The 1,663-nt window shown below is 36.2% G+C and carries 4 protein-coding genes; all 4 read left to right on the top strand.

The features are described from left to right. The first annotated feature begins 93 nt into the window (after positions 1-93). The 4 genes from UIB65_RS02705 to mtrG are packed head-to-tail and all read left to right on the top strand — an operon-like array spanning position 94 to position 1,612. Complete coding sequence (locus UIB65_RS02705) at positions 94-423, top strand: tetrahydromethanopterin S-methyltransferase subunit B (RefSeq protein WP_330039594.1); 330 nt, start codon at positions 94-96, stop codon at positions 421-423. Beyond that, a complete protein-coding gene (gene mtrA / locus UIB65_RS02700) occupies positions 424-1,137 on the top strand; it encodes a tetrahydromethanopterin S-methyltransferase subunit A (RefSeq protein WP_330039593.1) in 714 nt (237 codons plus the stop codon). It begins immediately after the preceding gene. Positions 1,138-1,150: 13 nt separating this feature from the next. Continuing rightward, the gene (locus tag UIB65_RS02695; RefSeq protein ID WP_296801991.1) at positions 1,151-1,357 is read left to right on the top strand and encodes a tetrahydromethanopterin S-methyltransferase subunit F; all 207 of its coding nucleotides are present in this window, start codon (positions 1,151-1,153) and stop codon (positions 1,355-1,357) included. 12 nt (positions 1,358-1,369) lie between these two features. Then, positions 1,370-1,612 carry a tetrahydromethanopterin S-methyltransferase subunit G gene (gene mtrG / locus UIB65_RS02690; protein ID WP_296801992.1) on the top strand — a complete coding sequence of 81 codons (243 nt, stop codon included), beginning with the start codon at positions 1,370-1,372 and terminating at the stop codon, positions 1,610-1,612. The last annotated feature ends 51 nt before the right edge of the window (positions 1,613-1,663 follow it).

Genomic DNA, 1,663 nt, shown 5'->3' with positions numbered 1-1,663 from the left:
AGCATACGTATTAGCTTCATGTAATGATGCAGCTTCAACCAAATGGTCTGGATTATGGCCTAAAGTGGAAAATTAGATTAGGAGGAATTAAATATGGCTCAAATGTTACCTATGGTACAAATTGTACCTGAAATGAATTTCGCATATGACCCTGTATCTGGGCTCATAAGTTCATCTTTAGGTTCAGGAATCGTACTCCTATCTATGGATGATGTAAATGAACAAGTAGCAAAAGTGGAATTAGCTGCTGATGAATTGATGGCTTCATTAGATCCATACACAAGTCCTGTTGATTCTTTCCCTGGAAGGGAAGGTTCTTATGTTACTGCAGGATTATTAACTAACATGGTATATGGATTCTTATTAGCTTCATTTATCATATTTGCTGCATTACCTATATTACAAATATTGGGGGTTTTATAGATGGCTGATAAAAAAGCTCCTGCAGACGGCTGGCCGGTTATCAGTGGAGATTACATTGTCGGCGATCCAGAAAGCCCAGTTGCAGTAACAACTTTAGCTTCTCACATTGAAGCTGAACTTTCTGGCGCAGCTATTGCAGGTCCATGTAAAACAGAAAACTTAGGAATAGAAAAAGTAGTTGCATACATTATTTCAAACCCTAATATTCGTTTCTTAATATTAGCTGGTGCTGAAGTGCAAGGTCACATCACTGGTCAAAGTTTTAAAGCTTTACACGAAAACGGTGCAGACCCTGATAAAAAGAAAATCATTGGTGCAACTGGTGCTATTCCTTTCGTAGAGAATGTTCCTCTCGATGGTGTTGAAAGATTCCAACAACAATTAGAAATTGTTGATTTAATCGACACAGAAGATGTCGGAGCAATTCAATCAAAAATCAATGAATGTGTAGAAAAAGATCCAGGTGCTTTTGAAGAAGAAGCTATGGTTATTTCCGTTGACGACGATGGCGATGATGAAGAAGAAGGAGAAGCAATTAGAGTTGTTTCTGCTGAAACTGCACTTATCGAAGCTAGAATTAGGGATATAAACACTAAAATCGATATGGCTGGTGCTGTTCAAAGGAATATGGCCGGTAATTATTCAGGTAAAGTCCAAGGTATAATGATCGGATTAGCTTTTACTTTAATAATCGGAGTTTTATTCTTGATTTAAGGAGGAGATGAATATGGTACAAATTTCAAATAAACCAAATATACACGGGATGAAAAATGCAGCAGATGATGCCGAATACAGTTCAAAACTCCTTGCAAGAGAAGGAAAACTATTCGCAGGTTTACTTGCAACTAGATTTAAAGGATTTGCTATCGGTGCTTGCATAGCATTACTTTTAATCGTAATTATTCCTGCAATAGCAAAAGCAATGGGATTATAAGGGGTGTTATTTATGAGTGAAGAAGATAATTCAATACCTCAAGTCATGGTTTCCACAGATGATTTCAACCAAATTGTTGCAAAGTTAGATGATGCAGAAGAAAAAGTTGATTTCACTGTAGGTGAATACTACCAACGTTTAGGCCAACAAAGTGGTAGAGATGTTGGTATATTATATGGTATTATACTTGGATTAATTATTTTAATTGTGGCTATAAAATTCGGTGTAGCTGCAATGATATCTGCCTTATTATAGGAGGTTTATATTTATGTTAAGATTTGATAAAGAACAACTCGTCATTGATGT

This window comes from Methanobrevibacter sp. (assembly GCF_036307625.1).
Lineage (GTDB): Archaea > Methanobacteriota > Methanobacteria > Methanobacteriales > Methanobacteriaceae > Methanocatella.
Note: the sequence above shows the minus strand (reverse complement) of the source record. Positions and strands in the feature narration are given on the sequence as shown.